The organism is Clostridioides sp. LIBA-2809, assembly GCF_056688965.1.
In genome coordinates this window covers 3,165,292-3,186,835 of record NZ_CP197004.1, presented here as the reverse complement: position 1 = coordinate 3,186,835, position 21,544 = coordinate 3,165,292, and the positions used below count along the sequence as shown (strand labels likewise).

Here is a 21,544-nt window from a genome sequence, read left to right as displayed (position 1 = left end):
TTATATCAGTTTGATAATTAACTATATATTATACATTATAATATAAAGCTTGTATAATAAACTATAGTATCTTAAAAAGTTAATCATATAGTTATTTATATATTATACATAATCTAATTAAAAAAAGTGAGTTCGATATATAATTAATTAAATAAATAATGCTAAAAACTTTAATTATATAAAAATATATCTGAGAAATAAATCGTATATCAAGTAAGGTAAAAAAATTATTACAGAAGTTAAGATATACTAAAAATAAAATTCTATTTATATTATTTAATATCTTAGAGTAATGATATTAGCTAAATTATTATGTTATACTATTTTAAATAGTAAAAATCTAGATACTATAATTTTAGGGGGAATTAAGATGAAGTTAACTAAATCAATATCATCAATATTGTGTTTATCTCTAGTTTTAAGTCTATCACCAGTAGCACATGCAAATGAAATAAGCAGAACAGCAGTGGAGAATACTTTAGTAGGTCAGGATAGATACCAAACTGCTGTTGAGGTAAGCAAAAAAGGATGGAGTAGTGCAAATGAGGCTGTAATTGTAAATAGTGAATCTATTGTAGATGCATTGGCTGTAACACCATTTGCTAAATTAAAAAATGCTCCTATATTATTGACAGAAAAAAATAATCTAAATTCACAAACTGAGAAAGAATTAAAAAGATTAGGAGTTAAAAAAGTTTATATAATTGGACTATCTAGCTCTGTATCAAATGATGTACAAAAACAGTTAGAATCCAATAGTTTAACTACTGATAGAGTTGGTGGTAGTGATAGATACCAAACAGCCTTGAGTATAGCTAAAAAAATAGAAGGATTAAAAGATATATCAGAAATAGCTGTAGTAAATGGATATACAGGTCTTGCAGACGCAGTTAGTATAGCTTCTGTAGCAGCTACTAATGGAATGGTTATACTTCCAGTGTCTGATGCATCTGGAATATCTAGCTTTAAAGATTTTATAGAATCTAAGAATATAAGTAAATCATACATAATAGGGTCTACTAATGCTGTATCAGATAAAATAAAACAAAGTTTGCCTAATTCAGAAAGAATAGGTGGAGCAGATAGAAATGAAACTAATGGTAAAGTAATAGAAAAGTTTTATACGTCTAATAAATTAAATAATGTATTTGTAGCCAAAGATGGAATGAAAAAGCAAAATCAACTTATAGATGCTCTAGCAGTAGGAGTACTAGCATCAAAAGAAGACTCTCCTGTACTTATAGTAGGAGAACAATTAAGTACAACACAAAAGAGTGTATTTTCTAATAAAAGTGCTACTTCTATAACTCAAGTTGGCAGTGGCGGAAATGAAAGTGCATTTAAAGAATTAAAAGATTTACAGGCAAATAATACTGATAAGAAAGTAATGTATGTAACTAACACGGATAAGGTAAATATAAGAAGTGATGCTACAATAGAAGCTTCTGTTATAGGATATCTAAATAATGGTGATGAAGTAGAAGTTTTAGAAGTGTTAAAAACTGGATGGGTAAAAATAAAATACAATGAAGATATTGGATATGTTAGTGGGTCTTATTTAACAAATAATAAGCCTGATAGTAGTAATGAAAATGTAAAAATAAAGTATGTAAAAGAAAAAGATGGTCTGAATGTTAGAAAAGGGCCAAGTACAGAAGATGAAAAAATAGGACATCTTCCATATGGTAGCAAAGTAGAAACAATAGAAATGTTTGCTACTGGATGGGTAAAAATAAAATATAGTGGTGGATATGGTTATGTAAGTAATGATTACTTATCTGATACACCAGTTATTTAATTATAAGTAATGATTAAAGGGGCTATCTCAAAATAGAGATGAGCCTCTTTTCATTGTTGAAATGATGAAAATATATATGATTTCATACAAAAAAGAGCGCCTCATGAACTAAAAAGTTCATTTTGAGACACTTCCTTTTTTATAAAACTTTGAGTTTGATGGTTATTTCTATTTTGATACCTTAATTCTAGGGTTTATTATTATGGATATTACTATCATACAAAAACTCAAAATCCAGTGAATAATTCCAAAGTTAGATATTAATAAATTCAATCCTGCTATAGCAAATAAGCAATATTTAATTAGAATTAAAAGTGTATTTATAGAAAGTCCTTTTATAGAAAGTATTCTAAATCCTAGGATGGACATTCTAAGTCCTACAAATGCCAATAATATACCTGTAATGTCCTGAATTAAGTAGTAGTATTCAAATTTCATACTTAATCAACTCTTCTCTGAACAGTGTCAAATATCTCTAACTCTTCAATTTCATCATCTGTATATGTAAGCATAGTAAAACCAGTTACACCATAAATAAATGAAATTATAGGAGTAATCCAACTTAAGAAACAATATGGTATAAATTCCAGTGGACTCACACCAAGAGTTTGAGCACAGAAAACAGCATTTGAATTCCATGGTATTAGTGGTCCACCAAGTGTGGCTGTATCTTCTATAATTCTAGATAGATTCTGTGGTTTTAATCTAAATTCTTTGTATATTGGAGACATTAAAGTTCCAACAAACACTGAAGTAAACATCATTGACGAACTAAATGCATTTGCAAAGTAGCTTACTATAAAAGTAGACCCAACTAATTTGGTTCTAGAATTTCCTATTTTAGTTATCATAGGTTGAAGTAGTACCTCTAAGAAACCAGTTTTTTGGAGAATACCAGCAATAACGAAAACTACAAATACTAGTAAAACGGTTTCAGCCATACTCATTATTCCTCCACGATTTAATAGTTTGTCAGCATAAACAAATCCAGTATCTATAGTAAAACCTGATAACATATAATTTAAAATATCACCTATTTTTTCTCCTTCTTGAAATACAGCTATAATAAGTCCCATTACAGCTGAACTTAGTATAGATATAATAGGAGGTTTTTGCAACAATAAAAGTAATAATAAAAATATTATTGGAATCATTGCTACTAAACCAATATGAAAGTTTGAATTTAATACATCTTTAATTTGGTTTATTTGAACATAGTCGATAGTGTTATTTGAATATTTTAATCCAATTACTGTATATAGAACTATACATATTACATATGCAGGTCCTGTTGTGTAAATCATGTGTTTCATGTGTGTAATCACATCTGTCTTACAAACTGCTGCAGCTAAGTTTGTAGAATCTGATAGGGGAGACATTTTATCTCCAAAGAAAGCACCAGAAATCACTGCACCAGCTGTTAAGCCAAGAGGAATACCCATGCTAGTACCAATACTCATCATTGCTATACCAGAAGTTCCAAGAGTTCCCCAAGATGTACCAGTAGCGACAGAAGTAAGTGAACAGACTATTAATGTTGTAAGTAAAAAATATTTAGGGGTTATTATTGTTAGACCACTATACACTACTGTTGGTATCGTACCAGCAGCTATCCAAGCTGCTATTAGTACGCCAACAGAAAGTATAATCAAATTTGACTGAAATGCATCCTTACCAACTTCAAATCCAAAGGCTTCTATTTCATCATTAGTATAACCAAGTTTCATAGCTGCAGGAACTACTATAAGCCATGAAAGTAAAAACATTGTAGTTATAGAAGCATTAAATACAACTATGCCAACTGATGTTAAAGCTATTATTGCAAGCATTACTAACAAGGAATATCTAAATGAAGGTCTTTTTCTTTCTGTATCTATTTTCATAGTGAAAATTCTCCTTAAATCTTTTTAGTTAATTGCATTTTTTATTCTTGTAAGAGCTTCTTCAAGCATACTTTGTGGACATGCTAAGTTTATTCTTTGATGTTGACTGCCTCCAATACCAAAGCTGTTTCCTTGATTTAAAGCAACTTTGCCTTTATTTACAAGTATATTTTCTAGCTCATCATCACTTAATCCAAGTTCACTAAAGTCTACCCATAATAAATAAGTACCTTCTGGTTTTCTAACTTTAAGTTTTGGCATATTTTCATGTATATAGTTTATAGCAAAATCTACATTAGATTCTAAATATTCCAAGAATGATTCTAACCAAGGTTCACCATTATTATATGAAGCCTCTGTTGCAACTAAGCTAAAGCAGTTATTTCTTTTTATATCAATTCTAGTAAAAGCATCATCTAATGATTTATAGTCTTTTTTATCAGGTAGTATCACATAAGATGATTGAAGCCCAGCTATATTAAAAGTTTTTGTTGGAGCCATACAAGTAATCGTATTTTTTTCATATTCCTTAGAAATAGATGCCATAGGGATATGTTTATGTTTTTTTAATATGATATCACTATGTATTTCATCAGATATTACTTTTACATTATGTTTAAGGCAAATGTCTCCTAATTTCTTTAATTCTTCCTTTGTCCATACTCTACCAACTGGATTATGAGGATTACAAAGTATGAATAATTTTACATCTTTAATATTTCTCTCAATGTCTTCATAATTCATTACATAATTTCCATCTTCTAATTTTTGTAATGGGCTTATAACTAGTTCTCTATTGTTATTTTTTACAACACTATTAAAAGGACTATAAACTGGCTCCTGTATCATTATTTTATCGTTTTCTTTTGTAAGTTCATTTATTAAAAGACTTATGGCTGGTATAACACCTGGGCTATAAACTAACCATTCACTTTTTATTTTCCAATTATGTCTTTTATCTATCCAATTTACTATAGATTCATTGTAAGAATCTGGTCTTGTTGTGTAACCATAAATCTCTTGTTCTAGTCTATTTTTTAAAGCATCAATTATGCAAGGAGCAGCTTTAAAATCCATATCAGCTACCCACATAGGAAGTAAATCATTGCTTCCATACTTTTTATCCATCTCTGACCATTTAGACGAAAAATTATTGCTCCTATTAACAATTTCATTAAAATTATAATTCATTGTAAAAACCTCCAGTAATTTTTAAATTTATGTTAATAATATTAAGCAAACAACATGCCAAGATATATAATAAAAAGTATTTAACTATAAGTTAATATGTGATATTAAGTGATTTCAAAGTGTAAGGTAGCTAAAAATATTAATTATATTTAGAGATTTATGGAAAAGGTTATTTCTAATAAGGTTTCATATGTATGAAAATATAAATGAATTGGTTTAAGTGGTTTAACTGTTTAACTTATTAGACCTATTTATGTTTTTTAGAAATTCAAATCCTTTTGATGTTATAACTGAACCGCCACGACCAACCAGTATGTTTACAAGTCCAAAGTCTTGTAATTCTAAAAGTATATTTCTAATCTGTTGCTCTGTCAAAAATCTATTTTCATCTAAAGCTATTTTGTATAGACTTTTTCTGCCAATTCTTTCTTTTAAATTATAAGCCTTTTTTAAGTTATCCAATATAAATAAGTATTCATCTAGAGGTCTTTTAAAATTATAATCATGTTTTATTGAGTTTTTATCTTTGTTAATGTTTAGTTGATGCTTTCCTATTTTATCGGTTACTTTATTACAGACATTTCTGCTATAGTTTGAATCTATAGTATTCAATATGTATTCAGGTAAATCACATATCTCTATAACATCTTTTCCTAAGTAGCAGAAGTATTCTCCTAAGTTTCTTAATTCTCTCACATTTCCTTCCCACCTATACACTTTGAAGATTTCTTTTACTTCTTCACTTAGAATAAAATTGCATGGAATATCGTATTTTAGAGAGTTAAAAATCTCAAATATATCAACAGGTCTTTCTCTAAGAGGGTGTATTTTAAGAGGAAGAACGTTTAATCTAAAATATAAATCTCTTCTAAACATGTCTTTAGATACAAGTTCTTTTAAATTTCTATTAGTAGCTGCAATTATTCTTACATCAATATCAATGACATTATTAGAGCCAATACGTCTTACTTGTTTTTCTTGTATAACTCTAAGTAATTTGGATTGTGAATTTAAATCCATTTCTCCAATTTCATCTAAAAAGATTGTTCCATTATTAGCCAATTCAAATAAACCCATTTTCCCACCTTTTTTAGCACCAGTAAAAGCACCTTCATCATAGCCAAATAGTTCGCTTTGCAATAAATTTTCTTGAAAAGTACTGCAATTTACCGCTACAAAAGGTCCATCTTTTCTTCGAGAGGCACTATGAATTGATTGAGCAAATAATTCCTTACCAGTACCACTTTCACCAATTATTAAAATAGAGGAGTTTGATTGGGCCATATTATTGGCAATTTTTTTTGTATTAATGGTTTGTATACTGGAACCTAATATATCATCAAATGTATATTTACTGATATTACCAGAATTTACTAACTGCGCTCTTAGCTTAGCTTGCTTTTTTTCTAGTTGTGAGAATTTGGTCATTTTTAATATAAATCCATCAAATACATTTAATTGTATATGTTTAATCTCTAAATTTATATCGACATGGTTTATTTTAATTAACTTTTCATAAAATGGAGCTTTATTGCTTAATATATTTTGGAAATTGATTTCTTTTATGCAATCACCAACAAATGCATAAATCATTTCATTTGCATTTATAGATAAAATTTTTCTAGCCATATGATTGTAGAATTGAATTATCCCATCATTATTAGTACATATGATTCCATCATCAATTATGGATAATAATAAATCAAATTGTCTTTCAAATTTATTTGCATCTAATAATAATTCACCTGTACTATAGCTTGTAGGAATTATCTTCTCCACATATTTTTTTATTAAGTCATCCTTTATTAGATGTTTTAACTTAGTTTTTGTAGCAATTTCAACAATACAACTTAAATCTATTATTCTATACTTTAAGTCTATGACTTCACAATTTTTAATTTTAGGTAAGATTTTTTCACCAGGAGTTAGAATTATAGCATCTGTAGGGGTAAACTCTATCTCTGGATAGCAAGGTAGGACATTGATATTGTCTATTCCTAATCTATGTATTAAAGATATTGTCTCTATTGCCATATCCTTACTTAGATTATATACATAAATAGTTTTATCTTTTTCTAATTTTGATATCATATCTATACTGTTCTTTTCAAATGTTAACTTAGGTACAATAATTTGAGCATCATAATGAGACAATTTTACTATCTCATCATACTTTAAATAAGCAGATAGAAGTATCAAATTTTCTTTGAAAAATTTTAAATTTCCTTCTTCAAATGAGTATAAATTTATTTTTATATTGTCACCTAAAAATTGTCTTATTTGGTCTTCATAAATTTCTCCAGCATCTTTTTTCAAACTTACAATAGCTAATTCCATTTGTTTCATTTTAACCTCTCATACAAATTTGACTTATTTTAGATTATATAACAATTAAACTAGATATAAATAATTTTGTTTAATTGTTATTATAAATTTATTATATTACACATTGAAATAAAAGAAATCGCTAAAATTGTTCCTTTTATTTTTGTTTTTTGTATCTATTTGGTATAATAGTATTAAAGCATATAATAATTTAGGCAAAATTTTTAAAGAGGAATACTAGAGGAGAATATAACATGAAAAAATGTCTTTACTGTAATAGGGATATAAAGTCGCCAAATAATAAATTAGCTATACAATATGATGACAATACAAATATATATCCATGTCGTGCAGAATGTAAGGAAAAAATTGAAGAATATATAGCAAAAAAACCTACGTATAAGTTTATAAATATATTAGAGGTTCTTTTAGGTGTGGGTGGAATATTCTGTTTTTTGAGTAAATGGACTATTGCAGCCCAGATTGTACTTGGAATTGATGCATTGGTTATATTTTTATTTCCGTTAGCAGGGTTTAAGATGAATGGAAAGTTAAGTATGGAACAAACTAAGAATCAAAGTAGGTCTATCGCAATATCAATTTTAGCATTTATAGTAGTAATAACGGTATTATATTTTAAACAAGTTGGTAAGTAGAGCATAATTATATAAGACATCATTAGAGTATGAGGTGAGTTTATGGAAGAAAGAAAATTAGCACCAAACAATGAGAGAGAAGCTCTTATAAAAAGATTAAAAAGAATAGAAGGTCAAGTTAAGGGTATACAAAAAATGGTAGAGCAAGAACGTTATTGTGTTGATATATTGGTTCAAATATCTGCTATAAGGTCTGCTATAAATAGAGTAGGCACGATTATATTGGAGAACCATATAAAAGGATGTGTAGCAGAAAGCATCAAACATGATGATGGTGAGCAAACTGAAGAGATGATAAAAGAACTTATGGATACTATAAATAAATTTACAAAATAAGGAGGCGGTTAGTTATGAATCAACAAGGATTTATTATGGAAATTGTTGATGATAGAACTGCAAAATTAAAAATGCAAAGACATTCAGCTTGTGCTGCTTGTGGAAAGTGTGCTACTACAGATTCGGCAGAGTCAAAGGAAATATTAGTAGAAGTAGATAACACAATTGGTGCAAAAGTTGGAGACCATGTAGAAGTAAGTATGGATAATATGAATGTATTAAAAGCAGCTGTAATGGCTTATATAATACCACTTATAGCACTTCTTGTTGGAACAATAGGGACTTATTATATATTAGGTGCAGTAGGGATAACATCTGGTGTTGAAGCCATAAGTGGACTAGTTGGAATTTGTCTTACAATACTTTGTTATTTGTATTTAAAGAAGAATGACAAAAAATTCAGAGATAGTAGAGAGTTTATACCAGTAATAACAAGAATATTAATTGACCTTTAAAATAATTATAATTAAAAATAGCAATGTACTTTTTAAATAAATACTCGATGTGTATTTGTAAACTTTTAGTACATTGCTATTTTTATGTTTTTATTTTGATTTTCTGTAAGGAATAAAGTTTTTTCTGATTTTTAAAAGATTCAATGTTCTTACAAAAGAAGTTACAACTAATACACCTAGTGCTATCGCGGCACTTAGAAACAGCGCATCTGTACCTTTTGACATGGCCAAAGAATAATTTTTTTGAATCAAAGATAACATTGTATTGTACAATCCAATTCCTGGTATTAAAGGAAGAATACCTGGAATTACAAATACAATAGCTGGTTGCTTTAGTTTTCTAGCCAAAGTTTCACTACATGCTGATACTAAAGCAGCAGCTATAAAACCTGCAAAAACTGCATTTGTAGTAAAGTTAAATAAATAAACATATACAATCCAACCAATTCCACCAGTTATTCCAGCTGGAAGAAGTAGATAAGGTGGTGCATTAAAGAAAACAGCAAATCCAGCAGTTGCAATTCCTGAAAATAAAAAATGTAAAATCATTGACATATCAGTCATTAGAAAGGACCTCCTATTCTATACCATGTATCAAGAACAAAACCAACTCCAGAAGCAATTGCAATAATAATCATAGCTGCATCAAAAGCACGAGAAATTCCTGATATTAAATTACCTGATATTAAATCTCTAATAGCTTTTATAAAAGCAACTCCTGGGAGTAGTGGCATTATGGCACCAACTATAAGCATTTTAGGGTCATTTAAAATGCCTATTTCAACTAGCAGAACTCCTGAAAGTGCAATTAAAAAAGAAGATACTAAACAGGAAAACGCAGATATTGCACTTATCTTCATAGTTTTATCATAAGTAATTGCTGCAAATATTGCTATTATAAACGTAAGTATAAAATTTAATACATAATTCCCTCCAAGCAAACAAGCAAAACAAGCAGATGCAATTCCTGTACAAGAGTAAAATAACCATAAAGGATACGGTTTTACATCTTGGATTTCATAAAGTCGTGCAATGGCATTATCAATATCATATTCTTTGTCGCTTACAAATTCTCGAGAAAAACTATTTAATAAAGAAATCTTATTTAAGTTTATACCTCTTGATTGAATCGTTTTCATAAATGAAAAGCCATCAAATTTTTCATCAGAAATAATTATTACTGTAGGAGTTGTAAAAATATTTACATGATAAAATCCTCTTGACCTGCATATTCTAAGGACACTGTCTTCAACCCTAGATGTTTCAGCTCCATTTTTTATCATAAGTTCCCCTACAAATAGAGCTAATTTTAGAATATTTTTCTTATATTCAAGCTCCTCATTTTGATTCATAAATACACCTCCAAATTAAAAACCGTAATATTGAAATTATACCAAATTTTTAAGCAATATTCTTTAATATATATAAATTATATTATCTTTTTTTATTTCAAAATAGTCACATTTAAATTATATCCAATTAAAAGAATTAGACAATATTATTTATTATATTTTAACTTAAAAATAAAGAAAGTAACTATGTTAAATATGGAAAAATGGCAAAACACTTGACTATTAATTTGTAAAGGACTATAATAATAAATTATCATATTGATAAAAACGAAAATTAAGAAATGTCTGTAAAAATAAAAATTAAATAATAACTAGGAGGAGTAATATGTTTGAGAACTTGAAAAAAGCGGACCCTGAGATTTATGAAAGTATGAAAAGAGAGTTAAAAAGACAACAAAGAAATATTGAATTAATAGCATCTGAAAACATAGTATCAGTTCCAGTAATGGAAACTATGGGAAGTCATCTTACAAATAAGTATGCAGAAGGTTACTCAGGCAAAAGATATTATGGTGGATGTGAGTACATAGATGAAGTTGAAACTCTTGCAATAGATAGAATTAAAAAAATATTTGGAGCAGAACATGCTAATGTTCAACCTCACTCTGGAGCAAATGCAAATATTGGTGTATATTTTGCTATGTTAAAACCAGGTGATGTTGTTATGGGAATGAATTTATCTCAAGGTGGGCATTTAACTCATGGTGCTCCAGTTAATATTTCTGGTCAATATTATAAATTTTATGAATATGGTATAGACAAAGATAGTGGACTTATAGATTTTGACGAAGTTAGAAAAATAGCACATGAAGTAAAACCTAAAATGATAGTTGCAGGAGCAAGTGCATATCCTAGAGAAATAGATTTTAAAAAGTTTAGAGAGATAGCTGATGAAGTTGGAGCATTACTAATGGTAGATATGGCTCATATAGCAGGTCTTGTGGCTGCTGGTCTTCACCAAAATCCATGTGAAGTGGCTGACTTTGTTACAACAACAACGCACAAAACTTTAAGAGGACCTCGTGGAGGAGTTATTTTATGTAAAGAAAAGTATGCTAAAGCTATAGATAAAGCAATATTCCCTGGAATTCAAGGAGGACCTCTTGAGCATATAATTGCATCTAAGGCAGTTTGTTTTAAAGAAGCATTAAGTGATGAGTTTAAAGAGTATCAAGTACAAGTTGCTAAAAACGCAAAAGCTCTAGCTGAAGAACTTATTAAAAGAAACTTTAAATTAATTTCTGGAGGTACAGATAATCATTTAATACTATTAGATTTAACTAATAAAAATATAACTGGTAAAGCTGCAGAAAAAAGATTGGATGATGCTTATATAACAGCTAATAAGAATACAATTCCATTTGACCCAAATGGTGCTCTTGTTACAAGTGGAATAAGACTTGGTACTCCAGCTGTAACTACTAGAGGTATGAAAGAAGAAGATATGGCGGTAATCGCTGAGGCCATAGACTTATGTTTAACTTATGATGAAGAATCTAAGGCTAGAACATTAGTTGTTGGATTAACTGAAAAGTATCCTTTATATGAAGAATATAATATTATGGATTAATTATAAAGAATAATTAAATAAAATATGTTTAAATAATTATAATGATTGTGTATGTATTTGAATATATGTAGATATAAAGCCCAATTGGTATAGGAGATAATCTTCTATATTAATTGGGTTTTGTATTTTTTAATTAAAACTTTAAGATTTCTTAAGAATTATACTAGGTTTTTCTAAAGATTTAAAGTCTATACTTATAAATATAGTAATTAGAGGAAAAGAAAGACTTTAATGAGGAGGGAATCTTATGAAAGTATTAATTCTTACAGGAAAATTTGGGATGGGTCATTACTCAGCATCAAACTCTTTAAGTGAAGATATAAAAACAAAATTTAATAATTCAGAAATAATAATTAAAGATATATTTGAATACATTATGCCAAACTATTCAGATAAAATGTACAAGACATTTTCTATTCTTGTAAATCGGGGAAGTAGTCTTTATAATTTATTTTACAAATGTACAGAAAATGGAAAGAAAGATATAAAATTTACTTTTTCAGATTATTTTTTAACTAAATTAGACAAGTTACTTAATGAAATACAACCAACAGTGGTCATCTCAACTTTTCCATTTTGTTCACAATTAGTATCAAGATATAAGGAAAAGTATAATTCAAATCTTCCTTTGATAACATGTATAACAGATATAAGTAGTCACTCAGAATGGATTAGTAAAAATACAGACTGTTATTTAGTAGCTAGTAAATCTACTAAAGAAGAACTTATTTTTAAAGGAATAGATGAAGAAAAAGTTAAAGTTAATGGTATTCCAGTAAAAAAAGAATTTAAAAAAATAGAACATATAAAACATTCAAATAAAAAAAATATACTTATAATGGGTGGAGGATTAGGATTACTACCTAAATCAGAACAATTTTACAGTGAATTAAATAGTTTAGAAGGAGTAAAAACTACTGTAATAACTGGTAATAATAAGAAAATGTACTATAAGTTATCTGGTAGATATGAAAATATAGAGGTAGTAGGTTATACTAATGAAGTATATAGATATATGAAAAATGCTGACCTTATTATTTCTAAACCAGGTGGAATAACATTATTTGAAACGATTTATTCAGAGCTTCCAATATTAGCATTTAATCCGTTTTTACAACAAGAGATAAATAATGCTGACTTTATATTAAATAATGGAATCGGGAGAATACTTGATAAAAATAAAAAGTACTATGTAGATGAAATAAAAGATTTAATTTATGATGATGCTACTCTTAAAGAAATGAGTAAAAATATGAAAGAATTAAAAAAACAGTTTGATAATAATACATTAGAAAATATTTTATTTTCATTTGATGAACAAGGAGCGTGTAGAGAATGTATGTAGTAGGTTTAATTATAGTTGTTGCATTGATTTTTTTAATCCATTCAATTATGCCTACATATTATAACAAACTATTAAATAAAGATGTGTTAAAAAATATGACTGGAGAAAATGAAATTGCGCTGACATTTGATGATGGTCCAGATAAGAGATATACAGAAAAATTATTAGATGTGTTAAAAGAAAATGATATACAAGCTATGTTTTTTGTAGTTGCAAAGAATGCTGAAAAAGAGCCTGAAATTATAAAAAGGATGTTAAGAGAAAATCACGTAGTTGGTTTACATTCACTAGAACATAAGAATGCATGGCTTTACAGTTATAATTATGTTAAAAAAGATTTTATGGAAAGTGTAAATATAATGAAAAATTTAGGTGTAGATATAAACTATTATCGTCCACCATGGGGTCATACTAATCTATTTTCAAATTTATTTGTTAAAAAATATAATTTGAAAATGACCTTATGGGATGTAATGGCGGAAGATTGGAGTAAAGATAGTACAGTAGAGATTATTATAAATAAGTTAATGAATAGAACAAAAGAAAATTCTATAATTTGCTTGCATGATGCAGGTGAAAATTCAGGTGGTGCAGTAGGTGCACCTGAACGTACTATTGAAGCTTTGAAGATAGCCATTCCAAAACTTAAAGATAGTGGTTTTAAATTTGTAGCACCAGAAAGGATGTAGCTATGATAAGTAAAACTGAAAAGAAAAATAAATGCCTAGGTAGTGTCGCTTTTTTAGTTTTACTAATGGGCATAACAGGATATTTTGTTTTTAGAGGACAATCAATTGAATCGTTAATAAAATCATTAAAAGGTGCAAGCCCTGTGTTTATACTAATTGGATTTATGATGATGATTATATACGTTGCCTGTGAAGGTATAAATATATATTTAGGTATAAAAGCTTTAAAACAAAAAACTACTCTTTTAAAATGTATGGGGTATGCTTTTATTGGGTTTTATTTTAGTTCAATTACACCTTCAGCATCAGGAGGTCAACCAGCACAGGTTTATTATATGAAGAAAGATGATATAAATATCTCTTATTCTTCACTTATATTATTAGTGATTGTTGTCATCCATCAAGTAGTTGTATTAGCATATAGTGGAATAATGTTCATTATGGAACGTGAATTTATACTAAATAACGTAAGTGGTATGAATATTTTACTAATATATGGTGTAATAACAAATGTAGCCCTTGTAGTTGGAGTAATCGCAATTATATTTTCAAAAAAATTGGTCAACAATTTTATAATATTAATAACAAACTTATTAGGGAAGCTGAGAATAATAAAAGATGTTGAGGGCTCAAGAAAAGTTATAACTTCTCAGATTGAAGAATATGTTAAAGGTGCTCAGTATATCAAACAGAATCCAAAGCTTGTAATACAAATTTTAGCCGTAACTATTGTACAAATAACAGCTATGTTTTTAGTACCATTCTTTGTATACAAAGCTTTTCATTTATCAACATATACTGTATTTGAGATATTGGCAATACAATCACTACTGAATATTGCTGTTTCATCATTACCATTACCAGGGGCTGTTGGAGCTTCTGAAAACAGTTTTATGACATTGTTTAAGATATTTTTCCCAGGTCATCTACTAGTTCCAGCAATGTTACTTAGTAGAGGTATAAGTTTCTATGCATTTGTAGCTATAAGTGGTTTGATATGTATTATAGTACATGTAAAATCTTCTGAAAAAGTGAAATCAGTAAAAAAAGTTATTTATGCAAGATAATATTATATAGAGCATTTTATAAAGATGTCAATTTATGTATACATGTTAATTGAATCTTAAAGGTGTTTACAGTAGTAGAAAGTATTAAAACGTGTGACATTGCTAAGCTTTTGCTAATAAAGTATAATATTTTATATAGTTTGAAATATTTAAGAAATATAGCAAAGAAAGGAGTTTAGTGATGAATAAAGAGATTCCAAAAAAAATTTTAGTAGCTGACGATAATCCTGAGATTAGAGAAATCGTGGAAATACTTTTAACTGGTGAAGGTTATGAGGTTGTTATGGCAACAAACGGAGAAGAAGCTGTAAACTTAGTAGATAGTACGATTGATTTGATTATTTTGGATGTTGTCATGCCTGTAAAGACGGGGTTTGTTGCATGTAATGAAATTAGAGAAAAAACAACAGCCCCAATATTATTTTTAACTGCAAAAACTCAAGATTCTGATAAAGTTATTGGCTTTTCAGCAGGAGGAGATGACTATTTGTCAAAGCCTTTTTCATATTCTGAATTAATTTCAAGAGTTAAGTCATTACTTAGACGTTATTATATATATCAAGGAAAGGAAAAGGAAAGAGAGCCAAACATATTACAGACAAAAGAATTATATGTCAATTTAGACACTCAAGATGTTACATTGAATGGCGAACCTGTGTTTTTGACAACTATAGAATATAGTATTTTAGTTCTTATGTTGAAAAATAGAAAAAAAGTTTTTTCATCTGAGAATATATATGAAACTATTTGGGATGAACAATATTTTTATACAGCAAATAATACAATAATGGTGCATATTAGAAATTTAAGAAAAAAACTAGAAAAAGACCAAAAAAATCCACAATACATAAAAACTGCATGGGGAAAGGGGTATTATATTGATTAGCAAAATTAAGCCATCAAAGTTGGGTGTTATACTATTGATATATGTAGTAATCTCAGCTGCAATGGCTTTTATTTTAAATATACCATTTTACTCTGCTGTTGAATCTATAGTAAAAGATGTATCAGAAGGAAAAGTATACTTTAAAAGAGAAGTAGACCAATTGATGGATGATTTTCAAATTTATGTTAATGATAATAGAGTAAATTCAAATAATGGAGATGCTATAGCAGAATGGAATGGTGATAATTGGTTTGTTTCTATGAAAATATACAAAGGAAATAAGGTTTTTTATGATACATTATACTATCCTAATGAAGTGCCTGATAAAAGTGAGGAAAATGAATTTTATAGCAATTCTATGGCTAGACATTATGAGATACAATTTTCTAATGTTAAAGCTGATATAGTTGTAATAGCTTTATTTAGATTCCGATTTCAAAATTTTATAGATGCAATTTCTATTACCTTCATGGCACTTACATTTATTATAACATTCTTACTGTTATTGAGTAGAAAGATAAAATACCTAAGAAAAATAGAGATGGGTATAAAAATAGTGGAGAGTGGTAGTTTAAAATACAGAATTCCAGTCAAAGGGAATGATGAATTATCATCACTTGCATCTAGTATTAATGAGATGAGTCAAACATTAGAGAATCAACTTATAAAAGAAAGAGAAATGAAGAATAAAAATAAAGACATAGTAACTTCAATATCACATGATGTCAGAACTCCATTAACATCAGTAATATGCTATCTAGATTTGATTAAAGACCATAAATATAATAGCCCTGAGCAATTAGAGCAGTACATAAAAAATGTAAGGTCTAAAGCATATCAAATAAAAGATTTAACTGATGACCTTTTTACCCATTTTGTAAATTCTGGAGAGGAAGTTTCAAAAGAATACGAAAAAATAAATGCAAATGAATTTATTTTTCAATTGCTTTTGGATAGTTCATATACATTGGAAGAAAAGGGATTTCATATAACAATAGAGAATGAACTTTATAATCAGTATCATATTTATGTAGATGTAACACAATTTAGGAGAATATTTGATAACTTATGTTCCAATATAATAAAATACGCTAGGAGAGATAAACCAGTAGTATTTTTCATTAAAGTTGAAGATTCTAAATTATTAATCATACAAAAAAATAGAGTGAGTAATTTCTCTAAAAATGTAGAAAGTTTTGGGATAGGTATAAAGAATTGTGAGAAAATAATTGCTCATCATAATGGAAGTATAAGTGTAAACTCAGATGATAAAGAGTTTTCTATTGAAATATCTATTCCAGTAAAAGAATTATAAAAATTTAAATTGCATATTGGAGGATTGGTTATTACATACCTGTGAGCAAGTAACAAGTTCACTTACAAGACCATATAATATTATTATCTTAAAAAAAGGGGACATAATAATATGGTTTTGACAGGAGCGCATTATATTTACATTATATTTATGGTAATTATATTAATTACTATGATTATGAAAAAGGATACAATAGTACCATGTATATTGGGTGTTTTTTTCATGGGATTGTTCTTTGAAAAAAATATATTTGGTGCAATAACAGCAGTGTTTAACTCGTTTATTATATCTTTAAATGAGTTGGGACCAATTATTTTAATTATAGCTATTATGGTTGCTTTATCTAAAGCATTAGAAGCTAATAATGCTATACAGTATATGGTAAGACCATTTTCAAAAGTTATAAAAAATTCTAATACTGCATTTTTTGTAACTGGATTTGTTATGTTAATTCTTTCTTGGTTTTTCTGGCCGACTCCAGCTGTTGCTTTAGTTGGGGCTGTTTTTTTACCTGTTGCTATGAGAGCTGGGTTACCAGCAATTGGTGTTGCAGTGGCATTAAATTTATTTGGTCATGGTCTTGCTTTATCTACAGACTTTGTCATTCAAGGGGCTCCAAGTATAACAGCTGGTGCAGCAGGAGTTGCTGTATCATATGTAATAAATGATGGTATGATTCTATTTTGGGTAATGGGAATTGTAACAATATCTATGGCATTTTATACATTGAAAAGAGACATTAATAAGGGAATGTTTAGAGAAGAACTAAAAGATTTTGAAAGTGAAGAAGTAGAAGAATTTAATGGGAAATCTAAAATAGCAACTATTTTAGTAGCTTTAGGATTTCTTGCGGATATAATTGCAATGTATGTATTTGACCTAAAAGGAGGAGATGCCTCAGCTCTTTTAGGTGGGACAGCAGTATTTTTAATAATCATTATAAATACCATAAATTTTGGCAAAGACAGTCTTGAAAATGTCTGCGAGAATATAATAGATGGTTTTGTATTTGGTATAAAAATATTTGGAGCAATTATACCAATAGCAGCATTCTTTTATATGGGTGAAGTTGCACCTTTAACAGGTGTATTTGGAAAAGTGTTAGCACCAGGTTCACAAGGTTTATTATCAGATATAGGGATAGCTCTTTCTCAAACAATACCACTTAATAAATTTGCTGTATCGGGTATAGAAACTATAGTAGGAGCAATAACTGGACTTGATGGTTCTGGATTTTCTGGAATTTCATTAGTAGGTTCACTTGCTTCTGTATTTGGAACAGCTATCAATGCAAGTGTTGGTGCATTAGCTGCATTAGGTCAAATTAGTGGTATCTGGGTAGGTGGAGGATGTCTAGTTCCTTGGGGGCTTATCTCAGCAGCAGCAATTTGTGGAGTTAGTCCAATAGAGTTGGCAAAACGAAATTTTGTACCAGTTATAACAGGACTGATTATAACAACTATAGTAGCAATGTTTATTATTTAGTCAATTAAATAAGTGCTAATTATATGCAAATTAAAACAAACATTGATTATATACAAATTAAAAATAGATGTATAACTATAATTTATAATAATGATTTTACTAACATTAAGCTATACATCTATTTTTTATTGATATTCTTCTATTAAAATCATTTAATAAGAAGAATATTTTTATGCTATATTTTATAATGCTTAATACGCTATGGTAATTTACATTCTTTGGATGTAATTTAAAGTATTAATACTTTAAAAGCTCAAACTCATATCCTAGCTTTCTTGCATCTGATATAAAATCATTTAAAATTTCTGTACTAGTTTTGGAAACTGCATGTAATAGTAAAATAGAACCATCGTGTAAATTATCCATTATTTTTTTGCTTGCTTCTTCATGTGATGGTTGTTTTTCAGTATCCCAATCTCTGTATGCAAAACTCCAAAATATAGTCTTGTATCCTAAATTTTTAGTCATTGCTAAGCTTTTCTCTGAGTATTTGCCCATAGGAGGTCTGAAAAATTTAATCATATCCTTTCCAGTCACATCCTTGTAAAGTCTTTCAACATCAGAGAACTCATCATTAAAGCTTTTTAGATTACTTGTTTTTGTTGGCATAGACGGATGAGATTTACTGTGATTTCCAACTATATGTCCTTCAGACACCATTCTTTTAACTAAGTCTTTATTTTCTTTTATGTATGGAGATGTAACAAAAAAAACTGCTTTAACCTGATTTTGTTTTAAATTGTCTAGTATCTTTGATGTATATCCATTTTCATAACCCTCATCAAATGTAAGGTATAAAGTTTTCTGACCATCTTTTTTAAGTCCATTGTATAGGGCATCATAGTCAGAAAATTTAAAGTCAATGTCAGTATTTACTTCTGGGGTCTTGTGTTTAGTGTTTGGTATGTAAAACCAATCAAGAGTGGTGTTATCTAAAGAGGATACATCTAGCTTGTCACTATCATTATCAGTAGTATCTTGTTTTGGTGGTTTATCTGTTCCATCTGAAACGACAACATTGGAAGTATCCTTATCACTATCTACTTTTTTAGTATCTTCTTGCGATTGTGTTTCTTTATTTTGGCTTGTATTCTGTTTGTTCTGTGAATTTGAACATCCAACAATAAAAAAAACAGATATAGAAAGTAGTGTTAAAAAATATAATACCTTTCTAAACATTTTGAAGCTCCTTTCTAAATTAACAACAATTGTATATAGTATTATTATAATTGTATATAGTATTATTATAATTGTAAATTGTTATTAATAATAGTTACATCTTTGAAAATAAAGTCACAATTGTATTACAAAAGATGAATAATTGATAAATTTAAGAAAAAATGAAAAAAGTAGTTGACCATACTATGATAAGATGTTATTATAATAAATGTGCTCAACAAGAAGTAAAGAAATAACAAGCACAAATAAGTTAATGAAATGAAATGAACTTTGAAAATTAAACAGTAGGTTAATTTATAAAACAAGAAACAAACCATAAAGCCAGATATTTTGATAACAATAGTATCTGAGCCTGATAAACTTTTATTTGAGAGTTTGATCCTGGCTCAGGATGAACGCTGGCGGCGTGCCTAACACATGCAAGTTGAGCGATTTACTTCGGTAAAGAGCGGCGGACGGGTGAGTAACGCGTGGGTAACCTACCCTGTACACACGGATAACATACCGAAAGGTATGCTAATACGGGATAATATATTTGAGAGGCATCTCTTAAATATCAAAGGTGAGCCAGTACAGGATGGACCCGCGTCTGATTAGCTAGTTGGTAAGGTAACGGCTTACCAAGGCGACGATCAGTAGCCGACCTGAGAGGGTGATCGGCCACATTGGAACTGAGACACGGTCCAAACTCCTACGGGAGGCAGCAGTGGGGAATATTGCACAATGGGCGAAAGCCTGATGCAGCAACGCCGCGTGAGTGATGAAGGCCTTCGGGTCGTAAAACTCTGTCCTCAAGGAAGATAATGACGGTACTTGAGGAGGAAGCCCCGGCTAACTACGTGCCAGCAGCCGCGGTAATACGTAGGGGGCTAGCGTTATCCGGATTTACTGGGCGTAAAGGGTGCGTAGGCGGTCTTTCAAGTCAGGAGTGAAAGGCTACGGCTCAACCGTAGTAAGCTCTTGAAACTGGGAGACTTGAGTGCAGGAGAGGAGAGTGGAATTCCTAGTGTAGCGGTGAAATGCGTAGATATTAGGAGGAACACCAGTTGCGAAGGCGGCTCTCTGGACTGTAACTGACGCTGAGGCACGAAAGCGTGGGGAGCAAACAGGATTAGATACCCTGGTAGTCCACGCTGTAAACGATGAGTACTAGGTGTCGGGGGTTACCCCCCTCGGTGCCGCAGCTAACGCATTAAGTACTCCGCCTGGGAAGTACGCTCGCAAGAGTGAAACTCAAAGGAATTGACGGGGACCCGCACAAGTAGCGGAGCATGTGGTTTAATTCGAAGCAACGCGAAGAACCTTACCTAAGCTTGACATCCCAATGACATCTCCTTAATCGGAGAGTTCCCTTCGGGGACATTGGTGACAGGTGGTGCATGGTTGTCGTCAGCTCGTGTCGTGAGATGTTGGGTTAAGTCCCGCAACGAGCGCAACCCTTGTCTTTAGTTGCCATCATTAAGTTGGGCACTCTAGAGAGACTGCCAGGGATAACCTGGAGGAAGGTGGGGATGACGTCAAATCATCATGCCCCTTATGCTTAGGGCTACACACGTGCTACAATGGGTAGTACAGAGGGTTGCCAAGCCGTAAGGTGGAGCTAATCCCTTAAAGCTACTCTCAGTTCGGATTGTAGGCTGAAACTCGCCTACATGAAGCTGGAGTTACTAGTAATCGCAGATCAGAATGCTGCGGTGAATGCGTTCCCGGGTCTTGTACACACCGCCCGTCACACCACGGGAGTTGGAGACGCCCGAAGCCGATTATCTAACCTTTTGGAAGAAGTCGTCGAAGGTGGAATCAATAACTGGGGTGAAGTCGTAACAAGGTAGCCGTATCGGAAGGTGCGGCTGGATCACCTCCTTTCTAAGGAGAATTACCTACTGTTTAATTTTGAGGGTTCGTTTTTACGAATACTCAAAACTAGCACTTAAAGCAACGGGATTTATACGTTGGCGATGTGCGCTAGCACTTTGAAAACTGCATATATATTTAGTGATATGACATCTAAT

The 21,544-nt window shown here is 30.0% G+C and carries 18 protein-coding genes and 1 rRNA gene; 12 read left to right on the top strand and 7 right to left on the bottom strand.

What is annotated here, in order from left to right:
* Positions 1-370 precede the first annotated feature (370 nt).
* Positions 371-1,798, top strand: coding sequence for a cell wall-binding protein Cwp14 (locus ACTG44_RS15180; RefSeq protein WP_479920763.1), 1,428 nt, complete (start codon positions 371-373; stop codon positions 1,796-1,798).
* A 168-nt stretch (positions 1,799-1,966) separates the two neighbouring features.
* Here ACTG44_RS15180 and ACTG44_RS15175 read toward each other — a convergent pair whose 3' ends face one another.
* From ACTG44_RS15175 to ACTG44_RS15160, 4 genes are all read right to left on the bottom strand, one after another.
* The gene (locus ACTG44_RS15175) at positions 1,967-2,236 is read right to left on the bottom strand and encodes a hypothetical protein (RefSeq protein ID WP_479917309.1); all 270 of its coding nucleotides are present in this window, start codon (positions 2,234-2,236) and stop codon (positions 1,967-1,969) included.
* A 2-nt stretch (positions 2,237-2,238) separates the two neighbouring features.
* A complete protein-coding gene (nhaC, locus tag ACTG44_RS15170) occupies positions 2,239-3,681 on the bottom strand; it encodes a Na+/H+ antiporter NhaC (RefSeq protein ID WP_479919286.1) in 1,443 nt (480 codons plus the stop codon).
* Between the two features lie 24 nt (positions 3,682-3,705).
* Positions 3,706-4,872 (bottom strand): MalY/PatB family protein, encoded by a 1,167-nt coding sequence (locus ACTG44_RS15165; protein WP_479920762.1) that lies wholly within the window; start codon positions 4,870-4,872, stop codon positions 3,706-3,708.
* 225 nt (positions 4,873-5,097) lie between these two features.
* Positions 5,098-7,218, bottom strand: a complete 2,121-nt coding sequence (locus ACTG44_RS15160) for a sigma-54 interaction domain-containing protein (protein ID WP_479920761.1) — start codon at positions 7,216-7,218, stop codon at positions 5,098-5,100.
* Between the two features lie 233 nt (positions 7,219-7,451).
* Between ACTG44_RS15160 and ACTG44_RS15155 the strand changes: the two genes are divergently transcribed.
* Genes ACTG44_RS15155 through ACTG44_RS15145 form a run of 3 tightly spaced genes read left to right on the top strand, consistent with a single transcriptional unit; the run spans position 7,452 to position 8,644 of the window.
* The gene (locus ACTG44_RS15155; RefSeq protein WP_021385692.1) at positions 7,452-7,853 is read left to right on the top strand and encodes a hypothetical protein; all 402 of its coding nucleotides are present in this window, start codon (positions 7,452-7,454) and stop codon (positions 7,851-7,853) included.
* Between the two features lie 42 nt (positions 7,854-7,895).
* A complete protein-coding gene (locus ACTG44_RS15150) occupies positions 7,896-8,189 on the top strand; it encodes a metal-sensitive transcriptional regulator (protein ID WP_021385716.1) in 294 nt (97 codons plus the stop codon).
* A gap of 14 nt (positions 8,190-8,203) precedes the next feature.
* A complete protein-coding gene (locus tag ACTG44_RS15145; protein WP_021385684.1) occupies positions 8,204-8,644 on the top strand; it encodes a SoxR reducing system RseC family protein in 441 nt (146 codons plus the stop codon).
* Between the two features lie 90 nt (positions 8,645-8,734).
* Here the strand turns inward: ACTG44_RS15145 and ACTG44_RS15140 are convergent, their stop codons facing one another.
* Complete coding sequence (locus ACTG44_RS15140) at positions 8,735-9,208, bottom strand: threonine/serine exporter family protein (RefSeq protein ID WP_021385661.1); 474 nt, start codon at positions 9,206-9,208, stop codon at positions 8,735-8,737.
* On the bottom strand, positions 9,208-9,996 hold the full coding sequence (locus ACTG44_RS15135) for a threonine/serine exporter family protein (protein WP_054271303.1): 789 nt from the start codon (positions 9,994-9,996) through the stop codon (positions 9,208-9,210). The genes ACTG44_RS15140 and ACTG44_RS15135 overlap by 1 nt, the downstream gene beginning before the upstream one ends.
* Before the next feature lie 325 nt (positions 9,997-10,321).
* On the opposite strand from ACTG44_RS15135, the gene ACTG44_RS15130 reads away from it, so the two are divergent.
* From ACTG44_RS15130 to ACTG44_RS15100, 7 genes are all read left to right on the top strand, one after another.
* Positions 10,322-11,566, top strand: coding sequence for a serine hydroxymethyltransferase (locus ACTG44_RS15130; protein WP_044213851.1), 1,245 nt, complete (start codon positions 10,322-10,324; stop codon positions 11,564-11,566).
* A gap of 247 nt (positions 11,567-11,813) precedes the next feature.
* Positions 11,814-12,911: a monogalactosyldiacylglycerol synthase HexS gene (gene hexS, locus ACTG44_RS15125; protein WP_479920760.1), complete on the top strand. Its 1,098-nt coding sequence runs from the start codon at positions 11,814-11,816 to the stop codon at positions 12,909-12,911.
* Entirely contained in the window at positions 12,902-13,600 is a 699-nt protein-coding gene (gene hexD / locus ACTG44_RS15120; protein ID WP_479920759.1) for a polysaccharide deacetylase HexD, read from the top strand. Before hexS ends, hexD begins: the two co-directional genes overlap by 10 nt.
* Positions 13,601-13,602: 2 nt before the next feature.
* A complete protein-coding gene (gene hexF / locus ACTG44_RS15115; RefSeq protein ID WP_021385730.1) occupies positions 13,603-14,667 on the top strand; it encodes an aminohexosyl-hexosyldiradylglycerol biosynthesis protein HexF in 1,065 nt (354 codons plus the stop codon).
* A gap of 181 nt (positions 14,668-14,848) precedes the next feature.
* Complete coding sequence (gene hexR, locus ACTG44_RS15110; RefSeq protein ID WP_021385681.1) at positions 14,849-15,553, top strand: response regulator transcription factor HexR; 705 nt, start codon at positions 14,849-14,851, stop codon at positions 15,551-15,553.
* A complete protein-coding gene (hexK, locus tag ACTG44_RS15105; RefSeq protein ID WP_021385711.1) occupies positions 15,546-16,868 on the top strand; it encodes a sensor histidine kinase HexK in 1,323 nt (440 codons plus the stop codon). The genes hexR and hexK overlap by 8 nt, the downstream gene beginning before the upstream one ends.
* 111 nt (positions 16,869-16,979) lie before the next feature.
* The gene (locus tag ACTG44_RS15100) at positions 16,980-18,353 is read left to right on the top strand and encodes a hypothetical protein (RefSeq protein ID WP_479920758.1); all 1,374 of its coding nucleotides are present in this window, start codon (positions 16,980-16,982) and stop codon (positions 18,351-18,353) included.
* A 237-nt stretch (positions 18,354-18,590) separates the two neighbouring features.
* Here ACTG44_RS15100 and pdaA read toward each other — a convergent pair whose 3' ends face one another.
* The gene (gene pdaA / locus ACTG44_RS15095; protein ID WP_479920757.1) at positions 18,591-19,532 is read right to left on the bottom strand and encodes a delta-lactam-biosynthetic de-N-acetylase; all 942 of its coding nucleotides are present in this window, start codon (positions 19,530-19,532) and stop codon (positions 18,591-18,593) included.
* Between the two features lie 363 nt (positions 19,533-19,895).
* Between pdaA and ACTG44_RS15090 the strand changes: the two genes are divergently transcribed.
* Positions 19,896-21,398: ribosomal RNA gene (locus tag ACTG44_RS15090) — 16S ribosomal RNA — on the top strand.
* Positions 21,399-21,544: the final 146 nt, after the last annotated feature.